Origin of the sequence: Brevibacterium iodinum ATCC 49514, assembly GCF_900169265.1 — a bacterium.
Taxonomy (GTDB): domain Bacteria; phylum Actinomycetota; class Actinomycetes; order Actinomycetales; family Brevibacteriaceae; genus Brevibacterium; species Brevibacterium iodinum.
On record NZ_FXYX01000014.1, the window covers coordinates 36279 to 51550 of the forward strand.

Annotated in this window: 19 protein-coding genes; 7 read left to right on the top strand and 12 right to left on the bottom strand. The window is 65.1% G+C overall.

All coding sequences use genetic code 11. The features are described from left to right. Nucleotides 1-402 precede the first annotated feature (402 nt). Nucleotides 403-636 (top strand): GNAT family N-acetyltransferase, encoded by a 234-nt coding sequence (locus BI49514_RS17200; protein WP_115614106.1) that lies wholly within the window; start codon nt 403-405, stop codon nt 634-636. A 78-nt stretch (nt 637-714) separates the two neighbouring features. Here BI49514_RS17200 and BI49514_RS10450 read toward each other — a convergent pair whose 3' ends face one another. Then, on the bottom strand, nt 715-1350 hold the full coding sequence (locus tag BI49514_RS10450) for a GNAT family N-acetyltransferase (protein WP_208634997.1): 636 nt from the start codon (nt 1348-1350) through the stop codon (nt 715-717). 97 nt (nt 1351-1447) lie between these two features. Between BI49514_RS10450 and BI49514_RS10455 the strand changes: the two genes are divergently transcribed. From BI49514_RS10455 to BI49514_RS10460, 3 genes are all read left to right on the top strand, one after another. Further along, entirely contained in the window at nt 1448-2074 is a 627-nt protein-coding gene (locus BI49514_RS10455; protein WP_101546489.1) for an HAD family hydrolase, read from the top strand. Between the two features lie 115 nt (nt 2075-2189). Then, entirely contained in the window at nt 2190-2408 is a 219-nt protein-coding gene (locus BI49514_RS16970) for a hypothetical protein (RefSeq protein ID WP_244195271.1), read from the top strand. A 15-nt stretch (nt 2409-2423) separates the two neighbouring features. Continuing rightward, entirely contained in the window at nt 2424-3125 is a 702-nt protein-coding gene (locus BI49514_RS10460; RefSeq protein WP_244195272.1) for a M20/M25/M40 family metallo-hydrolase, read from the top strand. On the opposite strand, the gene BI49514_RS10465 is transcribed toward BI49514_RS10460, so the two are convergent. Together BI49514_RS10465 and BI49514_RS10470 are read right to left on the bottom strand one after the other, a co-directional pair. Next, complete coding sequence (locus BI49514_RS10465; RefSeq protein ID WP_101546521.1) at nt 3080-3487, bottom strand: acyl-CoA thioesterase; 408 nt, start codon at nt 3485-3487, stop codon at nt 3080-3082. The two genes, BI49514_RS10460 and BI49514_RS10465, sit on opposite strands and share 46 nt — an antisense overlap. A 99-nt stretch (nt 3488-3586) precedes the next feature. Then, nucleotides 3587-4087, bottom strand: coding sequence for an SRPBCC family protein (locus BI49514_RS10470; protein WP_101546490.1), 501 nt, complete (start codon nt 4085-4087; stop codon nt 3587-3589). A gap of 92 nt (nt 4088-4179) precedes the next feature. Here BI49514_RS10470 and BI49514_RS16565 point away from each other — a divergent pair, with 92 nt between their 5' ends. After that, nucleotides 4180-4578, top strand: coding sequence for a hypothetical protein (locus BI49514_RS16565; protein ID WP_101546491.1), 399 nt, complete (start codon nt 4180-4182; stop codon nt 4576-4578). Nucleotides 4579-4580: 2 nt separating this feature from the next. Here BI49514_RS16565 and BI49514_RS10480 read toward each other — a convergent pair whose 3' ends face one another. The 8 genes from BI49514_RS10480 to BI49514_RS10515 all read right to left on the bottom strand — a co-directional run bounded on the left by BI49514_RS10480 (nt 4581) and on the right by BI49514_RS10515 (nt 13729). Next, nucleotides 4581-5411, bottom strand: a complete 831-nt coding sequence (locus tag BI49514_RS10480) for a uroporphyrinogen-III synthase (RefSeq protein WP_101546492.1) — start codon at nt 5409-5411, stop codon at nt 4581-4583. Between the two features lie 23 nt (nt 5412-5434). After that, the gene (locus tag BI49514_RS10485; protein WP_420808569.1) at nt 5435-6349 is read right to left on the bottom strand and encodes a LysR family transcriptional regulator; all 915 of its coding nucleotides are present in this window, start codon (nt 6347-6349) and stop codon (nt 5435-5437) included. A 30-nt stretch (nt 6350-6379) separates the two neighbouring features. Then, nucleotides 6380-7081, bottom strand: a complete 702-nt coding sequence (locus BI49514_RS10490; RefSeq protein ID WP_101546493.1) for a hypothetical protein — start codon at nt 7079-7081, stop codon at nt 6380-6382. Between the two features lie 14 nt (nt 7082-7095). Then, on the bottom strand, nt 7096-8433 hold the full coding sequence (gene dnaB / locus BI49514_RS10495) for a replicative DNA helicase (RefSeq protein WP_039211746.1): 1338 nt from the start codon (nt 8431-8433) through the stop codon (nt 7096-7098). Between the two features lie 152 nt (nt 8434-8585). Beyond that, on the bottom strand, nt 8586-9968 hold the full coding sequence (locus tag BI49514_RS10500; RefSeq protein ID WP_101546494.1) for an FtsX-like permease family protein: 1383 nt from the start codon (nt 9966-9968) through the stop codon (nt 8586-8588). 11 nt (nt 9969-9979) lie between these two features. Beyond that, nucleotides 9980-11398, bottom strand: coding sequence for an FtsX-like permease family protein (locus BI49514_RS10505; RefSeq protein WP_101546495.1), 1419 nt, complete (start codon nt 11396-11398; stop codon nt 9980-9982). Continuing rightward, a complete protein-coding gene (locus tag BI49514_RS10510; RefSeq protein WP_101546496.1) occupies nt 11398-12153 on the bottom strand; it encodes an ABC transporter ATP-binding protein in 756 nt (251 codons plus the stop codon). The genes BI49514_RS10505 and BI49514_RS10510 overlap by 1 nt, the downstream gene beginning before the upstream one ends. A 259-nt stretch (nt 12154-12412) precedes the next feature. Beyond that, a complete protein-coding gene (locus BI49514_RS10515) occupies nt 12413-13729 on the bottom strand; it encodes a DUF445 domain-containing protein (protein ID WP_101546497.1) in 1317 nt (438 codons plus the stop codon). 263 nt (nt 13730-13992) lie between these two features. On the opposite strand from BI49514_RS10515, the gene BI49514_RS10520 reads away from it, so the two are divergent. Then, on the top strand, nt 13993-14433 hold the full coding sequence (locus BI49514_RS10520; protein WP_101546498.1) for a hypothetical protein: 441 nt from the start codon (nt 13993-13995) through the stop codon (nt 14431-14433). 63 nt (nt 14434-14496) lie between these two features. Here BI49514_RS10520 and BI49514_RS16350 read toward each other — a convergent pair whose 3' ends face one another. Further along, nucleotides 14497-14700 carry a hypothetical protein gene (locus tag BI49514_RS16350; RefSeq protein ID WP_145996208.1) on the bottom strand — a complete coding sequence of 68 codons (204 nt, stop codon included), beginning with the start codon at nt 14698-14700 and terminating at the stop codon, nt 14497-14499. Between the two features lie 5 nt (nt 14701-14705). Here BI49514_RS16350 and BI49514_RS10525 point away from each other — a divergent pair, with 5 nt between their 5' ends. Then, nucleotides 14706-15248, top strand: coding sequence for a class I SAM-dependent methyltransferase (locus tag BI49514_RS10525; protein WP_145996209.1), 543 nt, complete (start codon nt 14706-14708; stop codon nt 15246-15248). Nucleotides 15249-15272 lie beyond the last annotated feature (24 nt).

The following is a 15272-nucleotide window of genomic DNA, read 5'->3' on the forward strand; positions in this document are numbered from 1 at the left end:
TGGCGTGAACGCAGGGTCGCTGTCGTCTCCTCCCCAATTGCTACCTGACGGGGGCATAGATACCTGGCGCCAGGTTGCTGGGCCGCCGTCACCGGCGTTGACAGGCACCTTTGCTCTACTTAGGGTCAGTGGCAACGGCCATGGACCCTGACGTTGGAGGAGCGTTGAAGCACTCGGTACTCACCCGTTGGATCGTCGCATTCATCCTGCTCGCCGCCGCCTGCATAATGAGTTCCCAGGCGGCACCGTTCCATGACTTTGCCGCGTTTCTGTGGTTCTTGGCCCTCGTACTCATGATCACCGCCACGACACTCGCGGTCATTCGTGACCGCCGGCGACGCCCATCTGGCTGAACACTCCGGCAGCTCCACGCACATCGGCCCGCCCGGTTATCCTGAGCTCATGCGTCCCTGCGACACTCCTCGTCTGCGCCTGCGGGAGATGACCGACGACGATCTCGACGATATGGCCGCCCTCCTCGGCGATCTGCAGGTGATGGAGTATTACCCTCACCCCAAAGACCGCACCGAAGCGGCTGCGGCCTGCGTCGATCACGCTCGAGAGCTCGGAATGCAGCGCAACCCGGAACTCCGACACAAGTCCCCGTCCCACGAGGTGTTCTCCCTGGACCTCTGACCGCCCCAATTGCTACCTGACGGGGACCAGTCCAGAGCCAGGTAGCTGGGACGCCGTCAGGTAGCAATTAGTGGTGGGCTAGGAAAGTACAGAAGTCCTCGACTCCGGTGAGGTCGATGTCATCGCGCCGCCGGGTCTCCCACGCCTCGCGGGACAGGCGCCAGCGTAGGATGCGTCCCGGCTCGCCTCGGCGGATGCCCCAGTCGACGCCGTTGCGCTCGTACCCCAAGGCTTCAGACACCTTGTTCGATCCGATGTTGTCGACGAACGCACCGGAACCGCGGCCTCACTCGCCCTGAGCCCCGCGAACGCAAGATGGAGCAGAGCACTGCGCATCTCGGTGCCGTGGCCGCGACCGCGCACATCCGTCGACAGCCAGGAGAATGACGCGAATGTCCCGCAGGAGTCGAATTTCTCCGCAATGAGGTCCTGCATCCCCACGGCCTCACCATCGACGAGGACGGCGAAGGCCAACCGGAAGTCAGAGGGAGAGAACCGCCCGCGTCCGCGCCACACGCTCTGGAGCCACCTGCTTACCCGCACGTCCGGGTCGGATTCGTAGAACGACATCGGATCGTCGTAGGGAGCGGGTTCCGCGAAGACCTTGCCGTCCCTCACAAGTGGGGCGAGCGCCGCGAGCATCTCATCGCCGGCACCGACGAGCTCGAGTCGGGGAGTCTTCACCCGGATCTGCAGGGGCGGGTAGCCGATCATGAAACCAACCTAGGCAGCCGGACCGAATCCACAATGGTCCGACGACTCCGGGTAGCGTGGGGTTCGACTCCAGGATGCCGATACCAGGTGGTGGCCCATGACCGGACCCGATCGCCCGACCCCGACGACCGTCGTCTTCGACCTCGGCAATGTGCTCATCGGCTGGGACCAGACAGGGCCTCTGGCCGACCGCATGAGCGCCGATGAATGGCATTCCTTCGCCGAGGCGGCCGACTTCTCCACGCTCAATACCGCAGCTGACTCCGGCGTTTCGATCACCGATATCGTCGCCCGAGCCGCCGAGGCGGACCCCCGCCACGGAGAGATCGTCGCCGGCTACTACGAGAACTTCGACAAATCCCTGACCGGTCCGATCGACGGCATGGCCGAGATCGTCGCGGATCTCAAGTCCGCCGGCGTCCGCCTGCTCGGGCTGTCGAACTGGTCGGCTGAGACCATCCACCATGCCCCCGTCGTCGCCCCTGCGATCAGCGAACTCGAAGACATCGTCGTCTCGGGAAAGGTCGGGCTGGTCAAACCCGATCCGGCCATATTCGAACTGACTCGGGACCGATTCGACCTCGACCCGGCCCGGACGGTCTTCGTCGATGATCTGCCCGCCAACGTGGAGGCAGCACAACGACTCGGCTTCATCGGTCATGTGTTCTCAGGAGCCGCCTCGCTGCGCGGGGACCTGTCCGAACGAGGTCTGCTCGCTCAATAGGGTGCTCACCTCGCGCCGCCCGACCAACACCCCTGAACGAGTTCCTCGCCCGCTGATACTGTGAGAAATGTCCGCGCCTGGAGGGCCCACCCGCGGCCTGAGCACAGGAGACACGATGACGACACCCTCATTCCTCTACTGCATCGATTCCCAGCTCGACTGGCAGCGTGAGGTCTACAAAGACTTTCACCGCCATCCTGAAATCAGCTTTGCAGAACACAAGACCGCCGAGCGCGTCGAGTCCGATCTCACCGGTCTGGGGCTCGATGTCAGACGCATCGGGGAGACCGGTCGCGTCGCGGTGATCGAGAATGGGGAAGGGCCCCCGTCCTAGCTCGAGCCGATACCGATGCTCTGCCGGCCGGTCACCGAGGACACCGGTCTCCACTTCGCGTCCGAGGTCGACGGAGTCATGCACGCCTGTGGACACGATATGCATGCTGCCGCCCTCCTCGGCGCGGTCCGACTGCTCAAAGAGAATCGTAATGCCTGGTCAGGCACGTACGTCGCCCTCTTCCAGCCGGCCGAGGAGAACGCGGCCGGAGACTCGGTGAAGATAACTGTCTTCGGTCGCGGTGCCCACGGATCGATGCCGCACCTGTCCGTCGACCCTGTCGTGCTCGCGGCCGCGATTGTCCTGCGCCTACAGACGATCGTGTCCCGGGAAACCGAACCCGGCGAGTTCGCCGTCGTCACGGACGGTGCGTCGAATGCCGGATCGAAGTCGAATACCATCCCTGATCGAGCGGAGCTGCTGCTCAATGTCCACACCTACGACACCGCTGTGCGCAAGAGAGTCATCGCGTCGATCGAGCGGATCGTCCGCGGCGAATGCGCGGCCGCCGGAACCCCGAAGGAACCGACCTTCGAGTACTTCGACCAGTTCCCGCTGACGGACAACAGTGAAGCGGTCAATGACACCATCACCGAGGCTCTCACCGAGTTCTCCGGTACCGAGGCGGTCCAGGAGGCGACACCTGCGACCGCGTCGGACCGCGGTCTCTCCTACGAGATCTTCCGGTGTAGTTCGGGCATTCGATCGCGGTCGTAGGTGATCGTCGTGTACCCGTGGGGAATCGGAGTGCCGCCCTCGTCGACACCGACGAATACGATCTTGTCGATGCTGAGGATGGATCTGCGAGTGATCATATTGCGCACCCGGGCCCTCATCGTCAGTGAGGTGCGTCCGAAATGCGTGGCGAGGAGCCCCATCTCGATGAGATCGCCTTCCCTCGCCGAAGCCTGGAAGTCGATCTCGGAGATCAGCTTCGTCACAACTCGATGGTTGCCGAGCTGGATGATCGCGTAGATCGCGGCCTCCTCGTCGATCCACCTCAGCAGGCTGCCGCCGAAGAGGGAGCCGTTGGCGTTGAGGTCCTCAGGCCGCACCCATTTGCGGGTATAGAAGTTCATCCCCTCCACATCGTGGCGGGCGGAGCTCTCGGTGGGCTGTGCCGTCGCTGTCATGCGATCAGAGTAGCGAGGAGTTGTTTCGCCCTCGTTTCGTCCGTGTCACTGCTTTTCGACGTCATCCTTCATGGCGGTGAGGGTTTGCCGGATGTTCAATCGCTGGAAGTCCGCGAAGCTCCGGCCCCGTGTGACGATGTGGTCGAAGACCCAGGCCAGCCAGTCGGGCCAAGCGCGGCGATCGTCCGTCCACGACTCTGTCACTCGAGTCGCCTCGCCGAGGTCCTCGAACTCGTATGCCCAGCTCGCGTTCGGTCCTTCGATGCTGGGATTTCGGGGCCCGATCCGGCGCACGGTGAAGGCGAACCTTCTGCCGGGCACAGATTCGGTGACGACGCATTCGGTCACCCACGTCGCCGGCCCGCGACGGTTCGTGCCTTCGAAGACGTCGCCTGTCTGCAGCGGACCTGCAGTCGTGCGCGTGCTGGCGCCCGTGTTCTCCGGGCTCCATCGGGCCATCTGGGTCGGATCGGCGATCTGTTCCCAGAGCCCGGCGGCGTCGGCTTTGATCACCATACTGTCGCTGACCTGCATCGTTCGCGTCATCGTCGTCCCTTCTCATTGTGGTCGTGCACGCACCTGAAGCCGGCCGTGCACATGGCCCCATTCAAACACGGGTCCTGAGCTAGCCTGGGCACATGGCCGACTCCGCGACGAACGACGAGATCATCGCCTTCCGCCTCCGAGCTCATCACCTCGATGAGCGACTCAGCCACAACTCACTTCTTGACGCCGCGGGAGCCTGCGGCATCCAGAACAGTCCACCGGGATCCGCGCTGACCGCACTCCATGCGCGGGGCGCCGACCGCACTCCATGCGCGGGGCGCCGACCGCATCCGACGACAGCGAAGGCGACCGGACCAGATCCGAGCTGCTGCGCCGTTGACTGCTCTGCTATCAACCGTCGACTGAGCATGGCGATCGCACCGTTCGGCACCGTCCGGACGTCGATGAAGAGCGCGCTGACCGCTGAGGCAGAGGCGATCGGCGCACTGCGCGAGTCAGACGCCGTCGACATCGAATTCCCGTCAGACTGAGATCATTCGGCGAGTTCGCTGATCAGGAGACGCGCGAGGGCTCCGAGTCGGAATCGCTCGGGAATCACGGTTCTGATGCCCTGTTCATGCAGCGGCGCTGCGGTGACGTCGCCGACTGCTGCGGCCACCACCGATTCGTTGAACGCCTCGATCACGGCCGACAGCAGTCCCTGCTCCTCGGCCGCGGTGAGAAATGCTGCCGCCCCGGGTGCTGAGGTGAAGGCCACGGCATCGCACCTGCGCTCCGCGACGAATCGGACCGCGTCGACCACGGCGGCCGGATCGGGGGCCGGACCCCACCGGTAGATGACGAGGGAGCGGACATCGGCGCCAGCTGCGGCGAAGGCCTCATCAAGTCCGTCGGCGCCGGCACCGTGATGCTGTACGGCGATGCGCTGACCATCCACACCCTCGCCGAGGAGGACCTGCTGGATCTCTGCGCTCGTCTCGGATTCCGCGACCCAGTGAGCGCTCAGTCCGGCCCCCTGAATCGCTCCGCGTGCCTTGGGGCCGCGGGCGTATATCCGTGCTCCGGCGAGCATCGAGTGCCACTCCTCGCGCAGACCCGCGGCTTCAGCCACGTCGCCCCAGCCGGTGAATCCGACGCCGGTCGTGACCACGACGATGTCCGGCCGGTCCTCGATGAGTTCACGGGTGCGTGCAACGAGCTCGGGGTCGTCGATGTGAGGGATGACGGACAGGGTCGGGGCGTGGACGATCTTGGCGCCGTGACGCTCGAGGGCGGAGGCAAGCTGCTGCGCGCGCCGCTGGGCGGTGAGCACGATGCGATGTCCGGCCAGTTCGTCGCCGATGTCAGTTTGGGGCTGGTTCATGCTCATATCCTGGTCTCGCCGCTTCACCGGGGCAACTTCCGGCCTTCGAGAGCAGCCTGGAGGGCGAGCATCTCATCCTTGAGCCCCTGGACGACGGCGACGATCGCCGGTCGCCGCATCGAATCGGGTCTGAGCACCATCCAGTAGGGCAGTCGCTCGGCCACCGAATCGGGGAAGAGTCGCACGAGGTCGGGGTGACGGTCGGCCATGAAACACGGGAGGAAGCCGATTCCGGCACCCGCACGCGTCGCTTCGACGTGAATGAAGACGTTCGTCGAGGTCAGTGCATCCTTCATCTCGGGAAACAGTCGACTCGGCGCATCGAGGTCGTCGACCTGGAGCATGGAATCGACGAAATAGACGAGCCGGTGGTCGCTGACCTCCTCCACCGAGGCGGGGGTGCCGTTGGCCGCGAGATAGTCGCGCGAGGCGTAGAGACCGAGTTCGCAGTCACCGAGCTCGATCGCCTCTGCCCGATGCACGCGCGGTTCGCCGACGACGACCTCGATATCGAGACCGGACCGCTGCTGCAGGGCCTGACTGGTGACGGTGACGATCTCGACGCTCGGCCCGGGATGCCGACGTCGCAGCTTCGCGACCGCCGGGGAGGCGACATAGGCGCTGAACCCATCCGTCGCGGTCATCCGCACCACTCCGGACACCGTCTCCGGGCCCTGTCCGGAACTCTCGAGTTCGGCGACAGCGGTCTCCATCTGTTCGGCCACCGCAACGGCTCGTTCCCCGAGGTCGGTCGGCTCCCATCCGTCATCCGAGCGAGCCAGCACGCGTCCGCCCAAGGACTTCTCCAAGGCGGCGATGCGGCGGGAGACCGTCGAGTGGGTGAGCCCGAGGTTGTGTGCTGCCGTCGTGAACTTGCCGGTGCGGGAGACGGCCAGCAGCACGGGCAGATCGTTGGGAGTGGTGTCTATGTCAGCCATAGTGGCACACCTGCAACAAGTGCGGCCTAGTCAGCGCACGAACTGCTGTGACGGCGAGCGTGTCCAGCGCAGCAGCACGACGATCAGGCAGATGAGGAACACGATCCCCGAGGTGATCAGTCCGGTGACGAGGATGCCGATATCGGCAGGCAGATCCACGTCTTCGGCCGGTTTGGTCGGTGCCTCCCCCTCCGGATCGATGAGGACGGAGATCGTGTCGCCCTCATCGAAGTCGTCGTATCCGTCCTTGCCGCGGTAGATCAGCGGTTCGGCGAGGGGGGTCCCGTCGGTGCGTTCGAGGCTGTAGGTATGAACATAGACCTGCCGCGACCTGGGCGGATTGGAACTGTGCACGGTCTTCTGTTCGACTTTGTGATCGGCGACGACCACCTCGGTGAGTTCGCCGGCTTGCGATAAAGCGAGATCCTCGCCGAGCATCACAGTGCCGATGAGCGCAATGGCCACGAATGGTCCGGTGTACCAGTACGCCGGCGTGTGTCCCATGAACCTGCGCATCGCCAGAGTGACGCCGAGGAACACGAAGCATCCGAGGATGATCGTGAACAGCAGTTGGTCCGGATACAGGTATCCGATCGTGAAGACCGCACCCGTGCCGACGAAGAAGACAGCACCGGTGATCATGATGGTCAGCGGATTCCGGCTGCCCTGGTTCCAGCGGCGCTCACTCTTCTCGCCGTCACCCCACTTGCCGCGCATCCAGTAGGCGTCCATTCAAGCCCCGCTCGTCACTGCGGCATGTTGACGAATCGGGACTTCGCGCCCTGGAACGCCACGGGGATGTCCATCGTCGGACCGGCACGGTGCTTGGCGACGATGATGTCGGCCTCACCGGCGCGTTCGTGTTCCTTGTCGTACATGTCCTCACGGTGGATGAGGAGGACCATATCCGCGTCCTGCTCGATCGAACCGGACTCACGCAGATCCGAGATCATCGGCCGCTTGTCCGTGCGCTGCTCGCTGCCGCGGTTGAGCTGGGACAGTGCGATTACCGGAACCTCGAGCTCCTTGGCCAGCAGCTTGAGCGAACGGGAGAACTCAGAGACCTCCTGCTGACGGGACTCGACGCGCTTGCCCGAGGACATCAGCTGCAGGTAGTCGACGCAGACCATCTGCAGATTGTGCTGCTGTTTGAGCCGGCGGCACTTCGCGCGGATCTCGGTCAGCGCCATGTTCGGCGAATCGTCGACGAACAGCGGCGCATTGTTGATCCGGGCCTCGGTCGCGGCCAGCGTCGTCCAGTCGTGCGGACTGAGCTCGCCGCGGCGCAGGTTCTGCAGCGGAATCTCGGATTCTGCCGAGAGCAGACGCATGACGAGTTCGTTCTTGCCCATCTCGAGCGAGAAGAACACAGCGGCCGCATCATTGTGGATCGCGGCCGACCGGATGAAGTCGAGCGCCAGAGTCGACTTGCCGACACCGGGACGCGCGGCGATGACGATCATCGTGCCCGGGTGCAGACCGTTGGTGAGGTTGTCGAACTCGGTGAAACCGGTGGGCACACCCGCGGTCTGCCCATCGGTGTTGCCGTTGCGTTCGATCTCCTGGGCCACCTCGCCGAGGATGTCGGAGAGGATGACGTAATCCTCTGTCGTATGGCGTTCGGTGACCTTGTAGATCTCCGCCTGAGCGGAGTTCACGACGTCATCGGTATCGCCTTCGGCGTCGTAGCCCATCTGCACGATGCGGGTGCCGGCCTCGACGAGGCGGCGCAGCACGGCCTGTTCGCTGACGATCGCGGCATAGTAGCCGGCGTTGGCGGCGGTCGGGACCGACGAGATGAGGGTGTGCAGGTAGGCGGCACCGCCGACGCGGGCGAGGTCGCCGGTCTTCGTCAGGTAGTTCGCCACCGTCACCGAATCCGCGGGCTCACCCCGGGAGTAGAGATCGAGGACCGCCTCGTAGATGGTTTCGTGAGCGGGCTTGTAGAAGTCGTCGCCCTTCATCGTCTCGACGCAGTCGGCGATGGCGTCCTTCGACAGAAGCATCGCACCGAGCACGCTCTGCTCGGCTTCGACGTCCTGCGGAGGGGTCCTCAGACCGTCATAGCCCTGGTCGTTGCTCACTTCAGTTCCTCTTCCTACACAACCGCATCGACACGCACCCGCAGAAGGTGCGCTCCAACTGTACCCGGAGACCCGAGGAGGGTCCCACCGGCCCGACCACTCCCGCCGTACCGGTGCCGACCATCCTAGGCCGCGTCACTGACACAGAAACTTCAGTCCCGCGTCCTCCCGGCCGTGGCCACGGAGTGCAGAATCGGCTTCGTCAGCTGCAGCCCACCACGGATGATGCCGATGCCGACGACCACTGTGAGCAGGATCGTGAGGAAGGTGACCGGCTTGAAGACGAGCGCGGCTCCGGCCAGGGGCAGGACGAGCAGCAGCCCGAACCCTCCGGCCAGCAGGGACACCCAGATCCCCGGGGCCATGACGGCCCGCACCAGCGCTCGATGCAGCAGCTGAGGATCGGCGCCCGCGGCATAGAGGTCGGAGAAGGTGTCGGCACGGTCATAGATGTCGGCGACCTGGTTGATCACTGCGGAGACGGCGATGAGCACGATCGCGATGCCCATGACGAGCAGCACCCCGGTGAACATGTCGTGGAAGAGGTTGATATCGGAGGTGCCCATCGTTGCCGGGTCGTCCTCGGCGGCGTCGAGTCCGAGCTGCATCAGCGCCACCCCCGACCCGCAGACGGCCGCGGTGAACGAGGCCATCGCGAGTCCGGAAACGCGTCGCCAGAACCGTTTGGGTTCGTCGGAGACCAGGCGAGCCGCGACGAGGTGCTCCGGCGTGGCGGCCCGCCGACCGGACAGGTGAGCGAACCAGCGGACGAGGAGCCCGCCGAGGAGGTCGACGACGACCAGCCCGAGAGCGAAGAATGCGACCATCGCGCCGAGCACGATCCCCACGCCGAGACCGCCGCTCTGAGTGAGCGCGTACACGACTGGCAGCAGGCAGATCACGAGCACCGTGACGATGACCTTGGCCACGGGGAACTTCCGCTCCAGACTCTTCGTCCGCACGCCCAACGGAGAGACCACGACCTTGCGCAGACCCAGCAGGGCCGAGCCCGCGCAGACCAGGGCGAGGAAGACGACCACGACGAGGATGAGCCACGCGGGCATGAGCATGTTCGCGTACCCGATGGGTTCGCCCATGAAGTGGATGAAGCTGACCGGCAGCGCCAGTCCGAGATACCCGAGCACCCCGAGGATGATGCCGGCCAGGGCCGGGATCAGCGGTTCGGCCACGGCGAGCGCCGTGATCTGGGAGCGTCGGGCCCCGAGCAGCGACATCGTCGACAGCCGTTCGTCCTGCCGGCGTGCCGACAGGGTCGCCGAGGCCGATGCCAGGGTGGAGGCGGGGATGATCAGCAGAGCCGTGGCCAGGCCCGCGAGGGTCTTGTACATGATGTCGAGGCCCTCGTCCGCGGGATCGGGGCTCGGTGGGATCTGGAAGAACATCGAGGTCCCGGCCGCCACGGTGAGGAACAGCGTGGCACACGCGAAGAATGCGGCGGCCACGAGCACGGAGCTCGCCGAGGTCAGCGATCTCCGTCCGAGAACGAGGGGAACTGCTGCGAAGGACGTGGACATCGTGTCTCCTCTCAGGCCACGGTCGCCTCGGCGGTGGCCCGGTTCTCGGGGGCCGCCTCGGCGAGGGTGCGGTTGTCGGGGTCGATCTCGGTGACCCGGCGGACGAGCGGGCGGGTGACCTGCAGCCCCAGCCATACCATCGCAACCCCGGCCACGAGGACGGCGGCGACGGTTCCGATGGTGAAGGGATCGCCGAGCTCGCTCACCGAAGCCATGAGCCAGGCGAGGATTCCGCCGAGGAACAGGGAGACGACGGTGACCAGCAGGATCGGCGACATCACGGAGTTGACGGTCACCCGGTGCATCATCTGCTGGGTCATCCCGGCGGCGTGGAGCTCGCGGTATGTCTGAGCCCGGTCGAGGATGTCAGCGGCTTGGTTGATCGTGGCCGAGACGATGACGAGGACGAAGGCGATGACCAGGGTGAGGATGAGCCCGGTGAAGATATCGTCGCCGAGGTGGACGTACGGACCCATGACCGCGCGGTCCTCGGCGGAGAAGTCCTCCTGACCGCTGCGCATCATCGCCGTACCCGCCCCGCCGACGACGGCGATGAAGGTGATCATCGCCAGCCCGGCGACCCGGCGCCAGTACTGTCCGGGGGCGTCGGCGATCATTCCTGCCGCCATCACCGAGGCGGGACCGCGGGCGATTCTGCCGGCGATGCCGGCGTGGACGCGGATGCACAGGACGCCGAGGACGCTGATGAGCAGGAGGGTGATGCCGATCGTGGCGATGCTGTACATGATCGTCACCGCCATAGGCAGCTCCAGCTGGGTGGAGACGTAGGTCGCGATGGCCACGATGAGGATGAGCACGATGGCCGTGATCACGCGGGCCAGGGGGAATCTCCGTGGCAGCGACCGGGTGCGCACGCCCAGCGGGGAGACCTGGATCTTGCGCAGGCCGATGAGCGAGGCGATCAGGCAGACCGCCAGGAGGCCCACGATGACCGCGGCGAGCAGCCAGACCGGCATGAGCAGTGCCTGGTAGCCCAGGGGTTCGCCGACGAACGTGATGAAGCTCAGCGGCCAGGCGACCAGCAGGTAGCCGCCGATTCCGGCAAGGATGCCCAGCGAGGCGGGGATGAAGGGTTCTGCGACGGCGATGAGGCGGATCGTGCCGCGTTGCGCCCCGAGCAGGGACAGGGTCGAGAGTCGTTCGTCCTGACGGCGGGCGCTCAATTTCGCCGAGGCGATCCCGAGGCTGGTCGCGGGCACGATGAGGAAGACCGTGGCGAGGACGGCAAGGAGCTGGTACAACTCGGCCACCTCGGCGTATCCGGAGACCTCGGGGCGGTCGATGAATGCCCAGGCGCCGGCGGCCACGGTGAGGAAGATCGTCGAGCAGGAGAAGAAGGCGATTCCGACGAGGCGCGACGTGGTCGAGGTCAGGGACCGTTCGGACAGGAGGATGGGAAGGATATTCATCACTGGGCGGCTTCCTGCATTGCCGAGTCGGCGACGATGCGACCGTCGGCGAGTCTGACGACACGGGAGCAGCGGGCGGCGACGTTCTCATCGTGGGTGACGACGACGAGAGTGGATCCGCGGCCGACCGTCGAGCCCAGCAGCTCGGTGAGAACCTCGTTCGAGGTGCGCGAGTCGAGGGCGCCGGTCGGTTCGTCGGCGAAGGTGACGACGGGCTGGGTGACCTGGGCGCGGGCGATCGCCACTCTCTGCGCCTGACCTCCGGAGAGCTGTCCGATCCGTTTGTGTCCGTGCTCGCTCAGACCGAGACGGTCGAGCCAGGCCCGGGCGTGCTGGGTGGCGTCCGAGCGGTTCATGCCTGCGAGCATGGCGGCGAGCGCGACGTTGTCGATGGCGGTGAGTTCGGGCAGGAGCAGTCCCTGTTGGAAGACGAAGCCGAAGACCTCGCGGCGCAGAGCGGTGCGGCCGGATTCCTTGATGGAGGTGATCTCGGCGGCGGCGCTGCGGTCGGTCGGCGAGAGTCGGATGCGGCCGCTGTCGGGACTGATGATGCCGGCCAGGCAATGCAGGAGAGTCGTCTTGCCGGAACCGGAGGGTCCCATGATGGCCAGGGATTCGCCGGGGCCGATCGTGAGGTCGACTCCGGCGAGAGCATACGTCTGGTTGAAGTGCTTGGTGACGTTTCCGGCGGTGATGATGGCGGGGTGCTGAAGGACGGGCTGCTGCGCTGCGACAGGATGCTGTGAAGAAGTCATGCCTCCATGTTTTCGCCCAACGGGCCTTGGCACTATGCAGTCAGCCCGTCAGCCGGTGCGGGATTTCCCAACCTCCGTTGACGGAAAACCGAGTTCAGGGCACCGTGCTTGACAGTCTTCTGATAACACGACATCGACATGCGAGATCCGGGCTGGCTGCCCGTGGTCCCGCCCGAGCAGCCGAACAGGTCTACTCCTTCGACGTCTGGATCGTCTCCGCCGCAGAGGACCGGGCAACCTCGGTGCGGGTCTGCCGATCTCACCCAGGCAGCAACACGATGACGGTGTGGATCACGAGGCCGACCAGCGCGCCGATGACGGTGCCGTTGATGCGGATGTACTGGAGGTCGCGCCCGACGTAGAGCTCGATGCGCTCGGCGGCTTCCTTCGCGTCCCAGCGCTCGATGGTGTCGGAGATGACGCTGGCGATCTCGGGGCCGAAACTCTCGGCCAGATCACCGGCGGTGGTGGCGATCCGGTCGTCGATGCGGCGGGAGAATTCCGAGTCCGCCTGCAGTCGGTCGGCGAATTCGCCGATGAGCTGCCAGATGCGGGCGCGGACTTCGCCGCCTTCGTCGATGATGGCCTCGCGCAGCAGCTGTTTGAGCGAACTCCAGATCTCGAGGACGGAGTCGACGACGCCCTCCTGGCTGAGCAGGTCGTTGAAGATCTCTTCGGCCCGCTGGGACAGGGATGAGTCGGATTCGAGGTCGTCGGAGAGGTCGACGAGCCACGCGTCCAGCGCCTGTCGAGCCTTATGGTATTCGTTGTCGCGGACGTCGGCGACCCAGCCGAGCACTTCGCGCTGCAGTCGGTTGGCCAGCTGTTCGTTGACGAAATCAGGGACCCAGGACGGTGCCCGATTGTGGACGATCTCATCGATGACCTGCGGATTGTCACCCAGCCAGCTGTAGGCCTCCGCGACGATGAGGTCGACGAGTCTGTGGTGGGCACCGTCGAGCACGATCTGGCGCAGCAGCTGCGCGAGCACCGGTGTCTTTCGGGTGGCCACGAGCCGTGGAATGATCACGTTCCTGGTCAGCGCCTTGATGGAGTCATCATCGATACGCGCGAGCACATATTCGAGCCCTCCTGCGGCACGGTCGACGACGATATCTCGGTTGGCGGGCTTGGCCAGCCAATTTCCGGCTCGATGGGAGATCTCGGCGGATCGGATCTTCGTCGACACCGCCTCGGCGTGGAGGAAGTTCGCGGCGACGAAGGCCGACAGACTCGCTCCGAGGGTGTCCTTCTTGCGCGGGATGATCGCGGTGTGCGGAATCGGCAGCCCGAGTGGGTGGCGGAAGAGCGCGGTGACGGCGAACCAGTCGGCGATAGCGCCGATCATCGCGGCCTCCGAGGCGCGGGAGACGAACCCCCAGACGGCGGTGTTGTCGGTGAAGAGGTGGGTGGAGAGGAAGATGAGCGTGGCGAGGATGAGCAGCGAGAGCGCGAGCGTGCGCATCTTCTTCAGCCCGCGAGCGCGCTCTTGATCCTCCGGCGTGAGCTCGGCCGGCCCGCCGTTTCCGCTGCCGGCGCCGAAGCGCGGTACGGATGGTGTCTTCTCGATCGACATCGTTACCCCCTGCTCCACGACTTTAGCGAAACCCTGCGGCTCCACACGCATCCGCAGGCGGGTTCGCACCTGGAAATTCCGCGGAGAGCCCCGCCGCTCGGGCCGCACTATCGCCCGCGAGCGTTCCTCACCGTTGCTCTTACTTCCTCGCGCTGCCCGCTATCCGCCCCGTCGCTCTCGTATCTCACCGGTGCACCGAGTGGAGATGCCACGACTCATGAGGGATGAACCTTTCGACCAGGTACTCGAGCTAGGATTCGACCATGATCCGCCCGCTGAACGCCCGAGAAGCCAGCGTCGCGCTGCGCATGATCCGCTCGGCGACGCCGTCCCCCGACGAAGCAGATTATACCGACTTCACTCCTGAGCAGCGGCAGGGTTGGGATCCACCCGAGCCCATCTCGAACGAACAGCGTCAGATCTGGGAATGCCGCCTCGGCGAAGTTATGGTCACCAGCCGGTGCGACTGTGGAACCTGTCCAAGCATCGGAATGCGCCCTCAGAATCGCCTCGACGATGAGCACCGCAATGATCAGGGCGGAGACGGGGACTGGTCGGATCGCACCGTCCTCACAGCCGGTTCACCAGGGGCGATGCTGCTGCTCTTCATTGACGACCACTATCCCAGCTATCTCGAGTTGGCGCCGATCGACGAGGATCAGAGTTTCACGGATTTCCCCGAACCGGAGACGGTCTCCATCTGATCTGATCCGGTACGGATGGATTTCCATCCCCTCGCCGAGGCGGCCCTGCCCGAGCGCGAAACGTTAGGCTTCGTGGATGGAGTACTTCGAGAATCGTGAACGTGCTGAATCCTTCGGCGAGGTCGCCCAGGAGTACGACGCCTTCCGACCGAAGTACCCTGCCGCGCTCATCACAGCGATCATGCAAGCGGCCAGGGCGAGCGCCGACTCCCAAACGGATGCCTCACCGCCGTCCACCGGCGACCGAACCTCGGGTGCTCCGCGCATCCTCGATGTCGGCTCCGGTACCGGAATTCTCGCGTCCCAGCTCCGGTCAGTCCTTCCACTGGGTCGATCCTCTGGTTGCTCTGCCGAAAGTTCGCACGGTGCTCCGCCCCGGTGGAATTCTGGCTCTGGCCTGGAACGATATCGAACCCATCAGCGAACTGAAGACCCGGCTCGATGCGGTCATCGCTCGCTTTCATTCCGACGGCAGGACCGCGAGTCTCGGTTCGAGAGCGAGCTGGGGCACCGAAGCGAGCCAAGAGGCGAGGGCAGGCAGCGGTACGACTGAACCCGCACTGACGGTCGAACCCGTCGAACATCCGGTGCTCACGCAACTGCGGGGTGCCGGTTTCACATCGAATGAGACCACTTTCGTCGAGGACCTCCACTATTCGAAGCACGGTTGGTTGTCGATGGTCTTCACCTACTCGGCTCAGCTGACGATGGACCCGGTGAAGAGAGCGGTCATGCGCGAAGAGATGTCCGCCGAAATCCCCGACGACGGGCTCGCTGCGCGGAACGAGGCACTTCTCGTCCTCGCTGGGGCCTGAATATGGGACGCTCATGGTTCAAAA

What these genes read in the sequence shown, in the direction of transcription:
- BI49514_RS17200 (WP_115614106.1), top strand. Translation starts at nt 403, where the DNA reads ATGCGTCCCTGCGACACTCCTCGTCTGCGCCTGCGGGAGATGACCGAC.
- BI49514_RS10450 (WP_208634997.1), bottom strand. Translation starts at nt 1,350, where the DNA reads ATGATCGGCTACCCGCCCCTGCAGATCCGGGTGAAGACTCCCCGACTC.
- BI49514_RS10455 (WP_101546489.1), top strand. Translation starts at nt 1,448, where the DNA reads ATGACCGGACCCGATCGCCCGACCCCGACGACCGTCGTCTTCGACCTC.
- BI49514_RS16970 (WP_244195271.1), top strand. Translation starts at nt 2,190, where the DNA reads ATGACGACACCCTCATTCCTCTACTGCATCGATTCCCAGCTCGACTGG.
- BI49514_RS10460 (WP_244195272.1), top strand. Translation starts at nt 2,424, where the DNA reads ATGCTCTGCCGGCCGGTCACCGAGGACACCGGTCTCCACTTCGCGTCC.
- BI49514_RS10465 (WP_101546521.1), bottom strand. Translation starts at nt 3,487, where the DNA reads ATGAACTTCTATACCCGCAAATGGGTGCGGCCTGAGGACCTCAACGCC.
- BI49514_RS10470 (WP_101546490.1), bottom strand. Translation starts at nt 4,087, where the DNA reads ATGACGCGAACGATGCAGGTCAGCGACAGTATGGTGATCAAAGCCGAC.
- BI49514_RS16565 (WP_101546491.1), top strand. Translation starts at nt 4,180, where the DNA reads ATGGCCGACTCCGCGACGAACGACGAGATCATCGCCTTCCGCCTCCGA.
- BI49514_RS10480 (WP_101546492.1), bottom strand. Translation starts at nt 5,411, where the DNA reads ATGAACCAGCCCCAAACTGACATCGGCGACGAACTGGCCGGACATCGC.
- BI49514_RS10485 (WP_420808569.1), bottom strand. Translation starts at nt 6,349, where the DNA reads ATGGCTGACATAGACACCACTCCCAACGATCTGCCCGTGCTGCTGGCC.
- BI49514_RS10490 (WP_101546493.1), bottom strand. Translation starts at nt 7,081, where the DNA reads ATGGACGCCTACTGGATGCGCGGCAAGTGGGGTGACGGCGAGAAGAGT.
- BI49514_RS10500 (WP_101546494.1), bottom strand. Translation starts at nt 9,968, where the DNA reads ATGTCCACGTCCTTCGCAGCAGTTCCCCTCGTTCTCGGACGGAGATCG.
- BI49514_RS10505 (WP_101546495.1), bottom strand. Translation starts at nt 11,398, where the DNA reads ATGAATATCCTTCCCATCCTCCTGTCCGAACGGTCCCTGACCTCGACC.
- BI49514_RS10510 (WP_101546496.1), bottom strand. Translation starts at nt 12,153, where the DNA reads ATGACTTCTTCACAGCATCCTGTCGCAGCGCAGCAGCCCGTCCTTCAG.
- BI49514_RS10515 (WP_101546497.1), bottom strand. Translation starts at nt 13,729, where the DNA reads ATGTCGATCGAGAAGACACCATCCGTACCGCGCTTCGGCGCCGGCAGC.
- BI49514_RS10520 (WP_101546498.1), top strand. Translation starts at nt 13,993, where the DNA reads ATGATCCGCCCGCTGAACGCCCGAGAAGCCAGCGTCGCGCTGCGCATG.
- BI49514_RS16350 (WP_145996208.1), bottom strand. Translation starts at nt 14,700, where the DNA reads ATGCGCGGAGCACCCGAGGTTCGGTCGCCGGTGGACGGCGGTGAGGCA.
- BI49514_RS10525 (WP_145996209.1), top strand. Translation starts at nt 14,706, where the DNA reads ATGTCGGCTCCGGTACCGGAATTCTCGCGTCCCAGCTCCGGTCAGTCC.